The following is a 14,689-nucleotide window of genomic DNA, read 5'->3' on the forward strand; positions in this document are numbered from 1 at the left end:
GGGTCAAGCCTTGCCGGCGTAGGCGGCTTCGAGGTCGGCGATGATGATCTTGCGCATCCCATACATCGCCTGCCGGACGCGGTTGGCCTTTTCGCGATCCGGATCGGCACTGAGCCGCGGCAGGATTTCCGGGATGACCTGCCAATAGACGCCGAACTTGTCAGTGAGCCAGCCGCAGGGTTGTTCCCTGCCGCCGCCGGCGGTGAGCGCCTCATAGTAGTAGTCGGTCTCGGCCTGGTCCTTGGTCTCGATGTAGAGCGAGAGCCGCTCGTTGAAGGGCGGCTGCGGCCCGGCGTTGAGCGCTGTAAGGTGCAGTCCCTCGAGCTCGAAATCGAAGGTGGCATGCGGGACCGTCTTGTTGGTTCCGGACACCCAGTCGGTGTATTCGATCGTCTCGAGCACTTTGCCGTTCTTGAAGACCGAGAGATAGAAATCGCGGGCCTCCTTGGCGTCGGTGTTGAACCAGAGGAATGGATGGATGGTGGCCATGTCCGTTCTCCGTTAATTCCTTGCGACAGCGATCTTTCGCGAAGAACCTGTCCGCCGTTACTTTCGTTCAGGCTAGCGGTAGTCCGACGGCCGATAGACCGAGCCGTCCCAGTCGCGGGCAAACCCGAGGTCTTCGAGCCGGCGGGTCGAGAAGCGTGTAATCAGCCGCTCGGTCCGGCGCCGGCTGCTCGAGGCGAGGATGCGGCCGGCCATGCCGGTCAGGACGTCGACGATGGGTTCAACTCGTTTGGCGCTCATGGTGCTCTCCCAGGGTTGCGGCAGTTTTGGTGTTGGTAGTTGCCCCGCGACTTTCGTCAGCGAGAGTATCAGTCACATCAGACTTGCCTTTTGCAGCGGCGGTGGATGGCTGATTACGTGAGCAAACATGCCGTCTTCCGGTCTGGACGACAAACGACTTATCGGCGACAATGTGTGAGCATCGCTCACACATGCAGGTATCGATCATGCCCCGGAAACTGCCTCCCCTCACCACCTTGCCGAGCTTCGAGGCGGCGGCGCGCCTGTTGAGTTTTTCCAAGGCGGCAGAGGAACTTCATGTCACCCACGGCGCCATCAGCCGGGCGATCAAGAACCTTGAGGATCAGCTCGGTGTGCAGCTGTTCGAGCGCGGTACGCGTTCGGTGAGCCTGACCGCCGTCGGCGAGCCCTATGCGCGGGCGGTGCGCGAGGTGCTCGACCAGTTGGCTGCCGCCACCGCTGCAGCAACGGCCCGCTATTCGAGCTCGACACTGAACGTCAGTACCTCCGATGGCTTCGCGGGGAGATGGCTGGTGCCACGCCTCTATCGCTTTCACCGTGCGCATGGCGACATCGATGTGCGGGTTTCGACGAGCGGGAAGCTGACCAACTTCCTCGGCGACGGCATCGATGTCGCGGTCCGCTATGGCAGCGGAAATTATGCGGGGCTCACGTCAGAGTTCTTGACCGGCGAGGAGGTGTTTCCAGTGTGCAGCCCAAAGCTTCTTGAGGGTGCACATCCGCTCCGCACTCCTCAGGATCTTAAACATCACACGCTGATCCGTGACAGCTTTCCGATCGACTGGGCGACCTGGCTCGCAAGCGCCGGGGTCGAGGGCGTTGACCCGCAGAGCGGGATTACCTTCGACTCTGCCACCTTTGCGATGGAGTCGGCAGCACAAGGCGAAGGGGTGGTGCTGGGCCGGACCATGCTCGTTGCAGCCGACCTTGCCGCCGGGCGACTTGTCCGCCCCTTCGGCCACGCCCTGAAATCCCCCTCCAGCTTCTATCTCGTCTACCCGCCAGCGGCGATCCGTCAGCGCAAAGTCAGGGCTTTTCGGGATTGGCTGCTTTCAGAAGTCACGCCGCAAATAGGGTGACGGGAAGGCCGAGCCGAGGGACAGTTCGCCTACAGATCAATGTCCGAAAAACCGCTACTATCAGCTCGCCCGAACTGCGGTGATGATCCAGGCACGCGAGTCGAAAAGCACGCCGTCCGCGGTCAAGCGCGCGTCGAGCAGTTCGCGCAACCGCCGCAGCGCCGCAGCGACATCCACATCCGCGCTAGCCAGCGGATCCTTCACCAGTTGCAGGCCAAGCAAAGCGTCATAAGCCGCATCGACGTCCAGGCCATAGAAAACCGGTTCATGCACTTCGGCAAAGTCGACCGAAACAAAACCGGACGCACGCAAGACCTCCGCGGTGATGACGGGGTCACCGAGCGAAAACGGGGTGGCGGCGGCTGCCGATATGGCGGTCCCCGGCGCAATCGCCCGCTGAATGGCAGTCGCCCACTCGTTGCGGTCCTGGCCCTGCCATACCATCCACACAAGACGTGCCCCTGGTCGCATCGCCCGGCCGATATTGGCGAACGCCGCCGCCGGATCGGCAAAGAACATCACGCCAAAGCGACTGATGCACAGATCGAAGCCGGCAGGCGGAAACGCCAGCAATTGCGCATTGCCGCGCTCGAAGGCGACGTTTCGCAATCCCTCGTCCGCGCTACGCCTCCGGGCGAACTCGAGCATCTCGGCCGATACGTCCACCCCGAGCACGCTGCCTTCCACCGCGACGCGGGCAGCATCGCGAGAAGATTGTCCCGAGCCGCATCCGATATCGAGCACGCGATCACGCGTTCCCGCCTTGACGGCAGCCCTGAAGACCTCGTTGTGCCGTCGCAGCTCGGCGTCGTAAAACTCGGCGCAGTTCAACACCATCGCACGCCTGCCTGGACATGATGGGCACGGCGGCATTCCCAGCCGCTCCGCTCTGATCTTGTCGATGATCTCCTCAGCCGGGTGATGCACCGACTTCTGCTTCGGGTCACCCCAGCACTATCAGCCGCGCCGCGCTGCCTCGATCGCGGCAACGTCGATTTTCTTCATCTCCATCATCGCCTCGAATGCGCGCTTTGCTTCGTCGCCGCCGGCAGCCATCGCCTCGGTCAGAACGCGCGGCGTGATTTGCCAGGAGATGCCCCATTTGTCCTTGCACCAACCGCAGGCACTTTCCTGGCCGCCATTGCCGACGATGGCGTTCCAGTAGCGGTCGGTCTCCTGCTGATCGTCGGTGGCGATCTGGAAGGAGAAGGCTTCGTTGTGTTTGAACGCGGGACCGCCATTGAGGCCGAGGCAGGGGATGTCGGCGACCGTGAACTCGACCGTCAGCACGTCGCCCGCCTTGCCGGACGGGTAGTCGCTGGGAGCGCGGTGGACGGATTTCACCAAGCTGTCGGGGAAAGTCTCGGCATAGAAGCGGGCCGCAGCCTCGGCGTCCTTGTCATACCAAAGGCAGATCGTGTTCTTGGCGATTGTCATTGCTGGTCCCTTTGCTTTTGAATCAACCTGGGCTTTTGATCAACCTGGGCTTTTGGAAACAACCTGGGCTTTTGAAATCAACCCGGGCCTTGAAGTCAATCCGGGCTTTTGCACAGCCAGCCTCGGCGTTGCACTACGAAAATGGAATGCGCTCGTGCCATCTGACGTTCCGACAGCAACACCTGCACGGCATCAAGGTATCACGGCTGGCACTTTTAAGACCAGATGTGGGCAGTGACTCGAACGGGCGACGGTCCGCCGGGTCCCGACCGGTGGCCTTCACTTTTTTGTCTGGGGCAGCTTTGTCTGGGGCAGCGCCGCTTTGCTCAAGGTCGTGCTGGCTTTCGGTTGGGCGCCCCGGTGCCTCAGGAGGCGCACAAGCAAGTTCCGTCTGCCCTTGCGCGGGACGAGATCGATATCGCTGACAAGCTTTGCGCCGCCCTCGCGACGCTCCAACGTGATCTTGCGGCTATGAAAGGTTTCCAGCTCGGCGCGATGCGCTACGCTGATGATGGTGACCTTCGGCAATTCGCGAATGATCATCTCCATCATCTTGTCCTGGCTCTTCTCATCAAGTGCTGAGGTTGCTTCATCCAGCACTATGATATCGGGGCTGTGCAGCAGAAGACGCGCGAAGGCGAGCCGCTGCTTTTCGCCACCCGACAAGGTCTGGTCCCATGGCGCGTCCTCTTCGATCTTGGCGTTGAGATAATCGAGTCCCACCTTGTCGAGAGCCGCCTTGATCTTTTTCAGCGTCCAGTTGTCGGCGGCGCCTGGATAGGCGACTGCGCGGCGAAGCGTCCCGGTGGGGATGTAAGGCCGTTGCGGCAACATGAACAACCGTCTGTCGGCGTGGATGTTGACGCTGCCGCTACCCCACGGCCACAGGCCTGCGACGGCCCGCACCAGCGTGCTCTTGCCTGAGCCGGATTCGCCGGCAACGAGCACCCGCTCGGCTGGTTTGATCACGACCTCGGTTTCCTTGACCACGGCGGTACCGTCGTCGAGCGACACGGAGAGATTGTTCAGCCCAAGCATCGCATCGCCTTCGGTTTCGCCGCGCTTAATGCGTCCAAGGGTGTTGCTCTGTTCCGCCCGCTCGAGCCCGTCGAGCGACATCATCAGCGAGGCGATGCGCCGTGCACAGGCATTCCAATCAGCGAGACGGGGGTAGTTGTCGACCAGCCATCCGAACGCGCCCTGCACGATGGCAAAGGCCGAGGCAGCCTGCATTACCTGTCCAAGTGTCATGCTGCCTTCGAGAAACTTTGGAGCGCAAAGCAGAACCGGCACGACCGGCGCAAACAGGCTCGACCCCTGCGACACCAGCGCTGTGCGCATGTGCTGGCCTGCAAGGAGCGCCCACTGCCTGAGCACATGGGCGAATGTCTTGTCCATGCCGCTGCGCTCCTCCTCCTCGCCGCCGAGCAATGCGATACTCTCGCCGTTTTCCCGCACGCGCGTCAGCGTGTAGCGGAACTCAGCTTCCGCCTGGTTTTTTTCCTCGGAGAGGTGGACGAAATGGCGGCCGATGACCGCCATCGAGGTGGACGTGATTGCGGCATAGATTACCGCGGTGACGACCAGGAAGCCGGGAATGGTGACGGTCGAACCTGCAATCGGCAGGGTCAAGGCGCCGCCGATCGTCCACAGCACCACGATGAAGGTCGAGGCCGACAGAAATGCGACGATGACACCGGCAATGAAATCGACGGGCGATTCTGTGGCAATCCGCAAATCCTCGGCGATGCGGGCTTCGGGATTGCTGTGGTCGCCGCCGACGAGGTTCAGCTGATAGTAGCGGCCACTTGCGAGCCAACGCGCGATGACTGCGGTGGTGAGCCAGGAGCGCCAGCGGCGCTGTATCGTCATACGAAAGAAGACTTGTGCCACCACAAGGCTTGTGCTTCCGAGCACGAGCGGCACGAAAACGGCGCTCAGCCGATATACGGTATGGGCGTTGCGTTGCTCAATGGCGTCGAAAATTGCGCGATTCCAGACATTGATCCCATACTGGAAGCCGACATTGGTGACGATCAGGACCAACAGCCCGATCGTGCATGGCCAAGCGAGCCTATCGCCAATGCTGCCCCAGTAACCGCGCGCGCTGATCCAGAAACGCTTCAGCAGGTACCTCTTGCGCGCCTGCTCAGCCTCTTCGGGTGTCAGCTCCGGATCGGGTTCGATGAAATCCGGCGGCGGCGCGGCCTCGCCGACGACCTCGGACGCGTGTTCGACAGTCGAGTGTTTCTCGTGGCGCGACCTCTCGGCATCGCGCAATTGGGCGGCGTCAACCGATTTCGGCTTGAATCTAGCCTCGGGCATCCGGCGATAACGGCTTAAAAATCAGAAGGTTTCATAGCGTCCGCTTGAGATGGTCAGCTGCCAACAGCGCCTGGGTTTCGCTCATGATTGCCGGCTGCCCTAGCGGCCTCGCTCCTGCATCGGCTCCTGTGACCGCGACGCAGCTCCGCCGGCAGGCGCATCGCGTGCAGTTGGCTGGAGTGTCAGCGATGCACCGGGACGGCGTTTTCGTACCGGGCCATCTACGCCGACGCGGCCCTCGTCGGACAGAAAGGGGAGACCAGATTCTGGCGCAGAACCTGGTCGTCGGGACAATGGTTGGAGCAGACATTCTGCACCATTTGCGGATCGGTCGTTTTCATGCGGGCAAAGGATTGAAGGATGCGCTGTCGGTCTCGGTCGGCTGTCTGGAGGACCCGCATTTTCCGGCCCCGGCAACGCTCCACTGGCCTGACAGGAAACATAAATGGCTTTGTTTGGAAGGCTTGCCCAAGGTCGCTTGAGGAGCGAAATGGCGATGCGTGCAGACGCTGGCACAGAGTTGCAACAGAACTTCAGGGATCACTCTGCTGGACGAGCAGTCTCGACAATTCGCTTCAGGCTCTCAAGATTTATTCGCATGCCGCGTTCGAAGAAGCTGGACGCGAGCGGCGCGAGAAGCGCCATCGGCCCGGGAAGCCCTTTTCCGGTAATCGAACCCTCGAGGTGGAGATGCGTTCTGTGGCCTGTCGGCCCAGCCGAAAGCGGTAGGTGAATGGCGTCGGCCCGCTCAAGCTGGACAAAGTCAGCAGTGCATCGACTTCGAACTCGGTGACCTCCACGATGTTTTCGAGGACCCGCCCGACCGGGCCGGCCGTGAGCTTGGCTACGGACTGCACAGCCGAGTACCAGGCCGGAGCCGCTTCAATATCCTCGATATGACGGAAGACGGTCTGGGCAGGCCTGTCGATCTCGATTGATATGTCGAACATTTGTGACTTATTCCTTCGGGAGATCGGATGATGGCCCATCGCGCCGGGCGATTGCGTTGCCGGCGGCTGTTCCGGCGACCAGAACTCGCAGCAGCCCGACGGCGGTTGTGACCTCGTTCGGCGTGAGCCGCTGGCCCAGCCATCCGTAAAGCCGGGATTCGACCTGCCGGATTTCGGCGGCGAGCCGGTGCCCCTCCTGTGTCAGTTCGAGCTCCACCTGCCGGCGATCGTCGGAGTTTTCCCGCCTGACGACGAGCGCCCGCTCGACCAGCGTGCTTACCAGCCGGCTGGGACTGCCGGTCTCGCAGACCAGCAGCTTGCCAACAGCATTGAGCGACATTGGTCCGCCGGCCTTCAGGCAGCTGATGACTTCAGCCTGGGAAGGGGTGACGCCAAGCGGCGAGAGCAAGTCGGTAAGCAGCCTGTTGCCTTCGCGCTGGGCGCCGAGAATGAGGAATCGGAGCTCCTCTTCTGGTTTCATGCCGCCGCTCCCAGTTCGACCGGGGCGGTCACCAGCTGACGCGTCGCCAGCCGCACGGCGCTCTCCGGATCATGGGTCGGCAGATAGATCGTCGGCTGCTGCTCGGCGAGGTGCCGGACGGCTCGCAGGGTGGCGGCGGCAATTTTTGTATCGGGTCCCACGCCGTCCACCTTGCCGGCAAGCATCAGTGCCTGGTTGTAAGACGTGTCGCCGGCGAGAAAGAGCGTTGCGTCGCCATCCTCCACCAGCACCGAAAGATGACCGGCAGTGTGACCAGGAGTTGCGATCGCCACGACGTCGCCCGCTTTGGTCAAGCGCTTGCTCGCCGCAAATTGGCCGAACGGTCCATCGTCGAGCTCGAGCCGTATGGGGTTGAACCAGTCGGGCCAGCGCTGCGGCAGGTAGCCGCGGAGCATTCCCATGAAACCCGACGCCGTGTCGATCTCACTGGGGGCGGCGAGTATCTGGCTATGGGGAAAATGCACCAAGCCCGCATCGTGGTCCATGTGCAGATGCGTGAGCACCACCCGTTTGACGTCGCGCGGCCCGATGCCCAGGCCACGCAGCTGCGGCCCGATCTCTTCTTCCGGCTCGATACGAAAGTGCACTTCCCAGCGAAAGAACGGATGCAGCGAGCGTCCGTGCCCGTTCAGCAGATGCGCCGCCTGTCCAGTGTCGACAACAATGACGCCTTCGTCATGCTCGATGGCCCAGGCGAAGGTCGGCAACCAGCCGGACCAGTTCCTGTCGGCAAAGATGCTGGCAAGCCCATGGCCGCGTCCTTCGATCTGGGCCGTCTTGATGCGGACCGACCCGGTCCGGATGGCATGTACTTTCATTTTTTCCTCTCCATTAGATGATATGTCATCGTATGACACGTCATATATTGAGGAGTCAATAGAACGGAGGAGAAAAGATCAGCGCGACAGCGATCGCGAGCATCTGCCGCTCAGCCCGACCGCGCAGGCGCTGAATTCCGGAACAAGGGTGCGATTTTGCCGTTGAGCCAGAAACTGGAAGCGACCCGCATGTCCGAATTGCCGAATGAAGAGATCGAAGGGCGGCTGAACGCCCAGCGCGAGACTTTGGCGCTGGTCGTCGCACTGCTTGCCAGCAAGGATACGGCACCCGAGCGAATATGGGCCGAGCTGGAGGCCCGTTTTCAGTTTCAGAACAGTCAGGAGGACCCCGGCGTCCTGCCAAGCAGCGCATTCGCCATCGAGGCTGCGAAGATGCGGGAGTTCAAGCTGATCGCCGAAGAGGCGCGGGCGCGCACTGCGGAATGGAACGGCAGGGACATGCCACAGGGCGCCAGCTGAAGCCCCGGCAAGTGGTTGCAGGACCGGCTATTTTGCGAGGGGCCGAGCAGGCGTCAGCTTTGCCCTAAAAGTGCACGCGCCAACTCTTCCCATTCCTCGTCAAGACTTAAGGTCGATGGCGCGGCGTTGCAGCGGCGATACCAATATTCGGCATTCGACTGGTCGCCTTCCTTGCGGTGGAGATAGGCATGCACGTGCATGCCCGCAGTATCGTCGCGCCGCTGCGCGCACTCGTGCGCCTTAGCCCAATTGCCCTTTGCATCCCACCACAGCGCCTGCAGGGCAGGGCTCAAACCGTCTGGCGGCTGTGGTTTCGCAATCGAATCCCTGAAGGTTTGCAGATCCATTTTTCCACCCTAGCAACGTACAGGGCGCCGATAATACCTGCACCGGCAGCCGACCGATAGCGTGCATCGGGCGGCATAACCGGAATGGGTGTCGGGAGCCGATAACCGCACGGCCAGATGCTTGATTTGGTGACGTGCATGAAATAGTGCGCACCACGGCACCATGATGCCTGAGACAGCGAGGATGGGTAGCGAGCCGATGACAGCCCCCGACAACGCACGCCAATTCTACCACGGCACCCGGGTCGACCTTAAACCGGGAGACCTGATAGAAGCCGGCTACAGCTCCAATTACGGCGCGAGAAAGCAGGCAGCCTGGGTCTATCTGACCGGCACTCTGGATGCGGCCATCTGGGGTGCAGAGCTGGCCGCTGGTGACGGACGGGAAAGGGTCTATATCGTGGAGCCAACCGGCCCGATCATGGACGACCCCAATCTTACGGGCAAGAAATTTCCCGGCAATCCGACGCAGTCCTATCGCTCCCGTGAGCCGCTCAGGATCACGGGCGAGGTCGCCGAGTGGCAGGGCCACTCCCCCGAGCGGCTGAAAGAGATGAAGGACCATATCGAACGGCTGAAGGCGCAAGGCATCGAGGCAATCGATTGATCGCTAAATCCTGCGATTGCCAAGCTTGGCTCTGACCTACGGTCGGCGGCAGTCGCCGCGAAATACGGCTCCACGTCCGCAATGGGTCCGCGAGTTGTCGTTCCTTGCAGGTTGGAGAGCGGATGCTCCTTTTCATCTCGTCGCGAACGTGATGATCTCGGGGCTCGAAGGGCCAAGTGGGCTGCCGTCAAAGCCGCCGAATTGCTGTTCGATCCGTAGCCCCGCGTTCCCCAGCAGGCTCGATAAGGCGTCCGTGTCGAGGAATCGCAAGGTGCTGCGACTAACTTGCGGAAGGCTCGGATGCTTTCCGCCGAACCTGTGGGTGAATGTCACCGTCTGTCCATCGAACGGCATGATCACCTCTGTTGTGATCTGCACCAGAGACCCGTCAGGTAGCTCAACGACGACCGCATTTTCGGGTGTCCAGCGCTCCCACGCCCGCACAGAAGGGTTCCGCGTCTCGAACGCGAAGCATCCGCCTGGCACAAGGGCCTGTCGCGCAGCCGCCATCAAATCCCGCAGGTCTTCGTCGCTGACAAGGGCCTGGAATGCATGCCCCGTCATCACAATGAGATCAAACTCGGCTGTCCAGCCGGCCGATTGGAGATCGCCGAGGACCCATTCGATATCCGTGCGCGTTCGTGCGCGATTCAACACGCCGGGTGCTGGGTCGATGCCGCAGAGCCGCCCTGAATGTCCGGCCAGGCGTGCCTCGTGAAGGAGGGTGCCCGTTCCACATCCGACATCAAGCACCGCGTCTGCTGTTAGAATGCGGGGCAGGTAGAAATCATAGTCGTCGCGCGCAGATCTCGGGTGCCAGGCATCGTAGACGGCAGCGAGATATGGGTCGGCGAAAAGGTGGTCGACCATAGGCGGTATTCCCAATCAACTTTGATTGTGCGAGCGGTGGCGCCGCGAGCATATAGCCCATAAGTCGCGTCGATCGTTACCGCACGACCTCGCGGTGGGCGCCGGGCAGTCGGGTGGCGATGAGCTTGTCGATGCGGCGGCCGTCGAGGTCGACGACCTCGAAGCGCCAGCCTTGCGCGTCGACGCATTCGCCGGTCGCCGGCAGATGGTGCATATGCGACAGCACATAGCCGGCGACGGTTTCGTAGTCGCGGTTCTCGGGCAGATCGATGCGGAGAACCTCCGCCATCTCGTCGGCCTGCATGTAGCCGGCGAGCAGCCATGAGCCGTCCTCGCGCTTGACGGCGTTTTCCTCGTCGCCGGCATCGAGGTCCGAGCGGAAGACGCCGGTGATCGCTTCCAGTATGTCGGCCGGGGTGACGATGCCTTCGAAATGGCCGTATTCGTCGTGCACCAGCGCCATCGGCACGTCGGATTCCTTCAGCGTCGCAAGCACATCCAGCGCGTCGGCCTGGTCATGCACGATCGGGGCGGTGCGCACGTGCCGGCGCGGGTCCAGGGCGCGGCCGCCCAGCATCGCGGCCAGCACGTCGCGGGTCTGGACGACACCAATCATGGCATCGACGCCGCCGTCGCCGGCCGGCAGGCGCGAATGCTGGGTATCCATCAGCAGCTTCCTGATGGCGGCCTCGTCGGCTTGCAAATTGATCCAGTCGACCTCGGTGCGCGGCGTCATCACCGCGCGCACGGCACGGTCGCCGAGCCGCATGACGCCCGCGATCATGCGGCGTTCGTCGGATTCGATGGTGCCGTGGTGCTCGGCCTCGGCGACCAGCATCTTGATCTCCTCGTCGGTAACCTTCTCCTCGCTCTGGCCGCGCTGGCCAAGCAGCCACAGGAGGGCACGGCCGGAAAAGTCGAGCAGGAAAACCAGCGGCGCCGAGATGCTGGCGAGGATGGTCATTGCCGGAGCGACCCTGACGGCGACCCGTTCGGGGTCGCGCAAGGCGATCTGCTTGGGCACCAGTTCGCCGATGATCAGCGAGCCATAGGTGATTAGGGCGACGACGATGCCGACGCCGAGCGGGTCGGCGAGGCTTTCGCGGATACCGGCCGACACCAGGAAGGTGGCCAACCGCTCGCCAAGCGTGGCGCCGGAAAAGGCGCCGGACAAGACGCCGACCAAAGTGATGCCGATCTGCACCGAGGACAGGAATTTGCCCGGATTGGCGCCGAGCGCCAGAGCCCGGCCAGCGCCCTTGACGTTGCGGTCGATCATCGCCTTGAGGCGCGCCGGCCGCGACGAGACGATGGCGAGCTCGGACATCGACAGAAGGCCGTTCACACAGATGAGGACGACCACGATGGCAATTTCAGCATAAAGCATGCCGGGTCCATAGCATTGCCACGCGGTTTTCGAAAATAGGACGGTCGCGCTTTTTCAGGGCAATCGCTTCAGACAGAAAAGATAATGCCCAATTCGTGTTGGAGGTTATCAATTGTCGAAGTCGGCGCCGCCCTGGCAGCGCAAACCTTAAGCAATGGCCCTTTGTCTTTTCAACTAGCCGGCGGAGCAATCAAGCGGCATCCCAGGGCGGCGCGGAAAAATGCTCGATCAGGGTGTCGACAACGACGCGCACCTTTGGCGCGAGGTTGCGTGTTACCGGCCAGATGGCATGCACCGCGGTATTTTCGACAAGACAGTCCGACAGAACCATTTCGAGCTCACCGCGCCTGATGCTGTCGGCCGTCAGCCATGTCGGCAGAAAGACGATGCCGCAGCCGGCCAGTACCGCATCGAGCATCGGTTTGCCGTGGCCGAGCACCAGCCGCGCCTTGGGCGCGAATTTTTCGAGACGGCCGTCGGCATGCCTGACGGTCCAGGGATGGACAGCGCCGTCGCGGCCGTAGCCGATGAGGCTATGCCTGGCGAGATCCTCGATCGATTGCGGCCTGCCATGGGCGTCGAGATAGGCGGGGACGGCGACGATGCCCGAACGCTGGGCATAGATGCGGCGCGCGGCGATCGAAAGGCTGTCGTCGAGATCGCCCATGCGCACCGCCAGATCGATGCCTTCCTCGATCAGGTCGACGCGCCGGTCGTTGAACGAGATTTCCATCGTCAGATCCGGGAATTTTTTGGAAATGTCGAACAGCACCGGGGCGACGCATCGCCGGCCGAAAGCCAGAGGCAGGTCGACGCGCAGCCGCCCGGAAGGCACCTGCTTGCGGGAAGCGAGCAGTGACTGGGCGGCTTCGATCTCGGCCAGCGCCCTGACGCAGGCTTCATAGTAGCTCAGGCCCTCGCTGGTTGGGCTGAGGCTACGGGTGGTACGGTTGAGCAGGCGAACGCCCAATCGCTGTTCCAGCTGTGCGATCGACTTGCCGACCGCCGATTTCGTGACATGCAACCGGACAGCGGCGCCGGTGAAGCTGCCAGCCTCCACGGTATGAACGAATGCGACGATGCCCTGCAGATTGGCCGATTCCAATGAAGCGCTCCTATTGTAGAGTTTCACTCATTAATCCGTTGCAAAACATGCCACATAGAAGCTCTTTTCTCCATAGTGAAACGGCGTAAATGTCCGCGCAGCCATCAACCGCGGAGCGCGAACCAAATGAGCACCGAAAACAAATCCTGGCAGATGAACGGTTTCGGTCTGTCCAGGCTGAAGCCGGCTGAGGGCAAGCTGCCCCAACCCGGGCGGCATGACCTGCTGGTGCGCGTCACAGCGGTATCGCTGAATTACAAGGACAGGATGATCGTCGATGGCGTGCTGATACCGGACCTCAGCTTTCCGTTCGTGCCGACATCGGACGCGGTTGGCGAGGTGGTGGCGATCGGCGGCAAAGTCAGCCGCTTCGGCATCGGGCAGCGCGTGCTCGGCCAGGTCATCGCCGACTGGCCGGACGGCGACGCGCCGCCCGTGCTGCACAAGCATACGCTGGGTTCGTCACTGCCCGGCACGCTGTCCGAGCATGTGCTGTTTCATGAGGATGCCGCCGTGGCGGCGCCGCCGTCGCTCAGCGACATCGAGGCATCGACGCTGCCGATCGCGGCGCTGACGGCCTGGTTCGCGCTGGTCGAGGCGGCCAAGCCGATCCCGGGCGAAACCGTTCTCATCCAGGGCACTGGCGGCGTGTCGCTGTTTGCGCTGCAATTTGCCGCCGCCTTAGGCCTGCGCGCCATCGTCACCTCGAGCTGCGACGAGAAGCTCGAGCGGGCGAAGGCGCTCGGCGCCTGGAAGGGAATCAATTATCGCAGCCAGCCGGCATGGGACGAGGCGGCGCGCAAGCTGACAAACGGCGCCGGCGTCAGGCATGTGCTGGAAATGGTCGGCGGCGACAATGCGCGGCGCTCGCTCAATGCGCTGGGCGCCGACGGCAGGCTGTCGCTCATCGGCCTTCTCGGCAGCATGGAGCTTAGTTTCCCGATCATTCCGTTCCTGCGCAACCGGATCGTCGTACAGGGCATATCGATCGGCCATCGCCGCGCTTTCGAGCGGATGAACCAGGCGATCGAGACGCTTGCGATCAAGCCGGTGATCGACAAGGTGTTTGGCTTCGACGAGGTGCCGCAGGCATTTGAGCGATTGGAGACGGGACCGTTCGGCAAGATCGTGATCGCCGTGCCCTGAACCCCGTCGGCACGAAAATGGCTGTCAGACGGGAAGGCTGATGGCGCCTACGGCAGTTGCAGCAGCACGCCGACAATGGCCTTGCCGTCGGTGAAATAGGGATCGCCTTCGCCGTTGCGCCCGGCCTTTGTGGCGCCGACGCCTGGTATCTGGCTGGTCGAGATCAGCATGCCGGCAGCGGCGAGGTCGCGCATCAACCCGTCGCGCTCGGCGTCGATGTCGGGGCCGATGTGATGGGTGATCGCGCCGGTATCGTGGCTGAGGCCGACGCCGCGGTCGAAGCTTGCCGAGCCAAGCCAAAGCGGCCGGCCGTCGTCGCCGGTCGCATCGGTCTGCCAGAAACGGACGTGGTGGCGCCGGTCGGCGCTGTCGCCGACCGGCTTTTCGAAGGCGAGGTCCTGGGCGCGGCCTTCGAACAGCAGCCGGCTGACCGGCGCATCGGGATAGGGGCGGTTAAACAGCACGCTTTCGCCGATCTCGATCGCGGTCTTCAGCGTGATCGCGTCTGCCGTATCCCAGCCGGCGACGGCAAAAGCATGGACAAGCTCCTTCCTGGTGCCGACAAGGCCGACATTGATCGGATCGCCCGGAATGCCTTGCGGCGTGTGCGTTACCATCTCGAATTGCTGATTGCGAAAATTGCGGTCCCGCAACGTCCAGAACTCAGGCGCGGCGAAATAGGCGAGCGAAAGATAAGCGGCACAGCATGCCACCAGCCAGGTCGTTGCACGTCGTCGAAGGCTTCGTTGGCTCATGCATTGGCGCTCGAACTGGCAGGCCCGTCAGGCCGTCGAAATCCTTGGCAAGCGGCGCGCAGCCGGTCTATCGTAGCATGAAATGGCGTAGAACCGGCTAGCACGAATGAGGG

At 62.4% G+C, this 14,689-nt stretch carries 19 protein-coding genes; 6 read left to right on the plus strand and 13 right to left on the minus strand.

All coding sequences use genetic code 11. From position 1 onward, the window contains the following. Window positions 1–3: 3 nt before the first annotated feature. Both NKH89_RS26180 and NKH89_RS26185 read right to left on the minus strand, forming a co-directional pair. Window positions 4–489, minus strand: coding sequence for a VOC family protein (locus tag NKH89_RS26180; protein WP_352483124.1), 486 nt, complete (start codon window positions 487–489; stop codon window positions 4–6). Between the two features lie 72 nt (window positions 490–561). After that, entirely contained in the window at window positions 562–747 is a 186-nt protein-coding gene (locus NKH89_RS26185; RefSeq protein WP_352859299.1) for a DUF1127 domain-containing protein, read from the minus strand. A 206-nt stretch (window positions 748–953) separates the two neighbouring features. Here NKH89_RS26185 and NKH89_RS26190 point away from each other — a divergent pair, with 206 nt between their 5' ends. After that, window positions 954–1,847, plus strand: a complete 894-nt coding sequence (locus tag NKH89_RS26190) for a transcriptional regulator GcvA (protein WP_352910581.1) — start codon at window positions 954–956, stop codon at window positions 1,845–1,847. A gap of 60 nt (window positions 1,848–1,907) precedes the next feature. Here NKH89_RS26190 and NKH89_RS26195 read toward each other — a convergent pair whose 3' ends face one another. Both NKH89_RS26195 and NKH89_RS26200 read right to left on the minus strand, forming a co-directional pair. Then, window positions 1,908–2,684, minus strand: coding sequence for a class I SAM-dependent methyltransferase (locus tag NKH89_RS26195; protein ID WP_023719131.1), 777 nt, complete (start codon window positions 2,682–2,684; stop codon window positions 1,908–1,910). A gap of 120 nt (window positions 2,685–2,804) precedes the next feature. Beyond that, on the minus strand, window positions 2,805–3,278 hold the full coding sequence (locus NKH89_RS26200) for a VOC family protein (RefSeq protein WP_352910613.1): 474 nt from the start codon (window positions 3,276–3,278) through the stop codon (window positions 2,805–2,807). Here NKH89_RS26200 and NKH89_RS26205 point away from each other — a divergent pair. Further along, entirely contained in the window at window positions 3,271–3,522 is a 252-nt protein-coding gene (locus NKH89_RS26205; protein WP_156948077.1) for a hypothetical protein, read from the plus strand. The two genes, NKH89_RS26200 and NKH89_RS26205, sit on opposite strands and share 8 nt — an antisense overlap. 41 nt (window positions 3,523–3,563) lie before the next feature. Here NKH89_RS26205 and NKH89_RS26210 read toward each other — a convergent pair whose 3' ends face one another. Beyond that, entirely contained in the window at window positions 3,564–5,609 is a 2,046-nt protein-coding gene (locus NKH89_RS26210; protein ID WP_352910584.1) for an ABC transporter ATP-binding protein/permease, read from the minus strand. A 174-nt stretch (window positions 5,610–5,783) separates the two neighbouring features. Here NKH89_RS26210 and NKH89_RS26215 point away from each other — a divergent pair, with 174 nt between their 5' ends. Then, window positions 5,784–5,966, plus strand: coding sequence for a GFA family protein (locus tag NKH89_RS26215; protein ID WP_502896946.1), 183 nt, complete (start codon window positions 5,784–5,786; stop codon window positions 5,964–5,966). 233 nt (window positions 5,967–6,199) lie between these two features. On the opposite strand, the gene NKH89_RS26220 is transcribed toward NKH89_RS26215, so the two are convergent. From NKH89_RS26220 to NKH89_RS26230, 3 genes are read right to left on the minus strand one after another with little or no spacing between them, the layout of a single operon-like run. After that, a complete protein-coding gene (locus tag NKH89_RS26220; protein WP_352910586.1) occupies window positions 6,200–6,559 on the minus strand; it encodes an SRPBCC family protein in 360 nt (119 codons plus the stop codon). Window positions 6,560–6,566: 7 nt separating this feature from the next. Then, complete coding sequence (locus NKH89_RS26225; protein WP_023719127.1) at window positions 6,567–7,040, minus strand: MarR family winged helix-turn-helix transcriptional regulator; 474 nt, start codon at window positions 7,038–7,040, stop codon at window positions 6,567–6,569. After that, the gene (locus NKH89_RS26230) at window positions 7,037–7,879 is read right to left on the minus strand and encodes an N-acyl homoserine lactonase family protein (RefSeq protein ID WP_352494909.1); all 843 of its coding nucleotides are present in this window, start codon (window positions 7,877–7,879) and stop codon (window positions 7,037–7,039) included. Before NKH89_RS26230 ends, NKH89_RS26225 begins: the two co-directional genes overlap by 4 nt. Window positions 7,880–8,068: 189 nt before the next feature. Here NKH89_RS26230 and NKH89_RS26235 point away from each other — a divergent pair, with 189 nt between their 5' ends. Beyond that, a complete protein-coding gene (locus NKH89_RS26235) occupies window positions 8,069–8,359 on the plus strand; it encodes a hypothetical protein (protein ID WP_352494910.1) in 291 nt (96 codons plus the stop codon). Window positions 8,360–8,412: 53 nt separating this feature from the next. Here NKH89_RS26235 and NKH89_RS26240 read toward each other — a convergent pair whose 3' ends face one another. Continuing rightward, window positions 8,413–8,706 carry a hypothetical protein gene (locus tag NKH89_RS26240; RefSeq protein ID WP_352910590.1) on the minus strand — a complete coding sequence of 98 codons (294 nt, stop codon included), beginning with the start codon at window positions 8,704–8,706 and terminating at the stop codon, window positions 8,413–8,415. A gap of 199 nt (window positions 8,707–8,905) precedes the next feature. Here NKH89_RS26240 and arr point away from each other — a divergent pair, with 199 nt between their 5' ends. After that, the gene (gene arr / locus NKH89_RS26245; protein ID WP_502895871.1) at window positions 8,906–9,313 is read left to right on the plus strand and encodes an NAD(+)--rifampin ADP-ribosyltransferase; all 408 of its coding nucleotides are present in this window, start codon (window positions 8,906–8,908) and stop codon (window positions 9,311–9,313) included. 132 nt (window positions 9,314–9,445) lie between these two features. On the opposite strand, the gene NKH89_RS26250 is transcribed toward arr, so the two are convergent. The 3 genes from NKH89_RS26250 to NKH89_RS26260 all read right to left on the minus strand — a co-directional run bounded on the left by NKH89_RS26250 (window position 9,446) and on the right by NKH89_RS26260 (window position 12,675). Continuing rightward, window positions 9,446–10,183, minus strand: coding sequence for a class I SAM-dependent DNA methyltransferase (locus NKH89_RS26250; protein ID WP_352592485.1), 738 nt, complete (start codon window positions 10,181–10,183; stop codon window positions 9,446–9,448). A 76-nt stretch (window positions 10,184–10,259) separates the two neighbouring features. Next, window positions 10,260–11,570 (minus strand): hemolysin family protein, encoded by a 1,311-nt coding sequence (locus tag NKH89_RS26255; RefSeq protein ID WP_352592482.1) that lies wholly within the window; start codon window positions 11,568–11,570, stop codon window positions 10,260–10,262. Between the two features lie 190 nt (window positions 11,571–11,760). Further along, complete coding sequence (locus NKH89_RS26260; protein WP_352910595.1) at window positions 11,761–12,675, minus strand: LysR family transcriptional regulator; 915 nt, start codon at window positions 12,673–12,675, stop codon at window positions 11,761–11,763. Between the two features lie 126 nt (window positions 12,676–12,801). On the opposite strand from NKH89_RS26260, the gene NKH89_RS26265 reads away from it, so the two are divergent. Beyond that, a complete protein-coding gene (locus tag NKH89_RS26265) occupies window positions 12,802–13,821 on the plus strand; it encodes a zinc-dependent alcohol dehydrogenase family protein (RefSeq protein ID WP_352592476.1) in 1,020 nt (339 codons plus the stop codon). Between the two features lie 47 nt (window positions 13,822–13,868). Here NKH89_RS26265 and NKH89_RS26270 read toward each other — a convergent pair whose 3' ends face one another. Next, the gene (locus tag NKH89_RS26270; protein WP_352856875.1) at window positions 13,869–14,576 is read right to left on the minus strand and encodes an LssY C-terminal domain-containing protein; all 708 of its coding nucleotides are present in this window, start codon (window positions 14,574–14,576) and stop codon (window positions 13,869–13,871) included. Window positions 14,577–14,689: the final 113 nt, after the last annotated feature.

Source organism: Mesorhizobium sp. M0923, from assembly GCF_040319365.1.
Lineage (GTDB): Bacteria > Pseudomonadota > Alphaproteobacteria > Rhizobiales > Rhizobiaceae > Mesorhizobium.

What these genes read in the sequence shown, in the direction of transcription:
- NKH89_RS26180 (WP_352483124.1), bottom strand. Translation starts at nt 489, where the DNA reads ATGGCCACCATCCATCCATTCCTCTGGTTCAACACCGACGCCAAGGAG.
- NKH89_RS26185 (WP_352859299.1), bottom strand. Translation starts at nt 747, where the DNA reads ATGAGCGCCAAACGAGTTGAACCCATCGTCGACGTCCTGACCGGCATG.
- NKH89_RS26190 (WP_352910581.1), top strand. Translation starts at nt 954, where the DNA reads ATGCCCCGGAAACTGCCTCCCCTCACCACCTTGCCGAGCTTCGAGGCG.
- NKH89_RS26195 (WP_023719131.1), bottom strand. Translation starts at nt 2,684, where the DNA reads ATGGTGTTGAACTGCGCCGAGTTTTACGACGCCGAGCTGCGACGGCAC.
- NKH89_RS26210 (WP_352910584.1), bottom strand. Translation starts at nt 5,609, where the DNA reads ATGCCCGAGGCTAGATTCAAGCCGAAATCGGTTGACGCCGCCCAATTG.
- NKH89_RS26220 (WP_352910586.1), bottom strand. Translation starts at nt 6,559, where the DNA reads ATGTTCGACATATCAATCGAGATCGACAGGCCTGCCCAGACCGTCTTC.
- NKH89_RS26225 (WP_023719127.1), bottom strand. Translation starts at nt 7,040, where the DNA reads ATGAAACCAGAAGAGGAGCTCCGATTCCTCATTCTCGGCGCCCAGCGC.
- NKH89_RS26230 (WP_352494909.1), bottom strand. Translation starts at nt 7,879, where the DNA reads ATGAAAGTACATGCCATCCGGACCGGGTCGGTCCGCATCAAGACGGCC.
- NKH89_RS26235 (WP_352494910.1), top strand. Translation starts at nt 8,069, where the DNA reads ATGTCCGAATTGCCGAATGAAGAGATCGAAGGGCGGCTGAACGCCCAG.
- NKH89_RS26240 (WP_352910590.1), bottom strand. Translation starts at nt 8,706, where the DNA reads ATGGATCTGCAAACCTTCAGGGATTCGATTGCGAAACCACAGCCGCCA.
- arr (WP_502895871.1), top strand. Translation starts at nt 8,906, where the DNA reads ATGACAGCCCCCGACAACGCACGCCAATTCTACCACGGCACCCGGGTC.
- NKH89_RS26250 (WP_352592485.1), bottom strand. Translation starts at nt 10,183, where the DNA reads ATGGTCGACCACCTTTTCGCCGACCCATATCTCGCTGCCGTCTACGAT.
- NKH89_RS26255 (WP_352592482.1), bottom strand. Translation starts at nt 11,570, where the DNA reads ATGCTTTATGCTGAAATTGCCATCGTGGTCGTCCTCATCTGTGTGAAC.
- NKH89_RS26265 (WP_352592476.1), top strand. Translation starts at nt 12,802, where the DNA reads ATGAGCACCGAAAACAAATCCTGGCAGATGAACGGTTTCGGTCTGTCC.
- NKH89_RS26270 (WP_352856875.1), bottom strand. Translation starts at nt 14,576, where the DNA reads ATGAGCCAACGAAGCCTTCGACGACGTGCAACGACCTGGCTGGTGGCA.